Below are 1,114 nucleotides of genomic sequence, written 5' to 3' on the forward strand. Positions count from 1 at the left end.
CCGGCCGACGCGGTGCAGCGGCGGCTGGCCAGGCGGGCGGTGGCCGCGGTGCGGCCGGAGGTGTGGGTGGTGGATGACACCGGCTTCCCCAAGGACGGTGACCTGTCGCCCGGGGTGGCCGCGCAGTACTGCCCGCCGCTGGGCAAGACCGCCAACTGCCAGGTGGCGGTGAGCGTGCACGCGGCGACCGATGTTGCGTCCTGCCCGCTGGCCTGGCGTCTATTTGTGCCCGAGTGCTGGGACGGGGCCGCCGCCACGGAGCGGCGCCGGCACTGCCGTATCCCTCCCGACGTACATCACCAACCCAAGTGGCAGCTGGTGTTGGAGATGCTCGATGAGCTGGCCGGGATCGGTCTGCGGCCTGCAGTGGTGGCCGCCGACGCCGGGTACGGCAGCACCGCGTCCTTCCGTATCGGGCTGGAGGACCGGCACCTGGCCTACGTACTGCAGGTCAAGGGCGAGTTGACGGCCTACCCGGCGGACAGCGAGGCGGTCACCCTGCCCTACGGCGGACTGGGGCCGCGTCCGCTGCCCCGCTACCGCACCCGCCCGGTCAGCCTGCGCGACCACGTGCTGGCCGCAGGCCGCGGACAGGCCGTCACGATCACCTGGCGCCGGGGCTCGCGAGGACCCATGCGCGCCCGGTTCGTGTTCCTGCGCGTCCGCCCGTCCGGGCGCCGCCCCAAGCCCGCCGCCGATGGAACCATCGCCCTGCGCTGGCTGATCGCGCAGTGGCCCGGGAAGGCCGACGAACCGGTCAGGTACTGGCTCTCCAACCTGCCCGCCGACCTCCCGTCCCGCGTCCTGGTCCGGCTCGCCAAGACACGCTGGCGCATCGAGCATGACTACCGTGAACTGAAGACCGCCCTCGGACTCGACCACTTCGAGGGCCGTTCCTGGGACGGCTGGCACCGCCACGTCACCCTGGTGACAGCGGCTCATCTGTTCCTGACCGAACGGCGCACCCACCCAAAAGCCCTTGCAAGGGTCTGACCCTCTACCAGGCCCTCGCTGAACTCCAACAACTGCTGGCCACCTGGTCAGGACACTGCCCGACCTGCAGACAGCCCGCACCCTGGCAGCCCTACGACACCACCTAACAAAGTCCTACTAG

Annotated in this window: 1 protein-coding gene; it reads left to right on the plus strand. The window is 70.8% G+C overall.

The window, feature by feature from the left end; genetic code table 11:
* Window positions 1–993, plus strand: a 993-nt coding sequence (locus tag ABD346_RS38255) for an IS701 family transposase (protein WP_344380931.1), incomplete at its 5' end; no start/stop codon positions are given.
* Window positions 994–1,114 lie beyond the last annotated feature (121 nt).

The organism is Streptomyces mauvecolor (genome assembly GCF_039532965.1).
Classification (GTDB): Bacteria; Actinomycetota; Actinomycetes; order Streptomycetales; family Streptomycetaceae; genus Streptomyces; species Streptomyces violascens.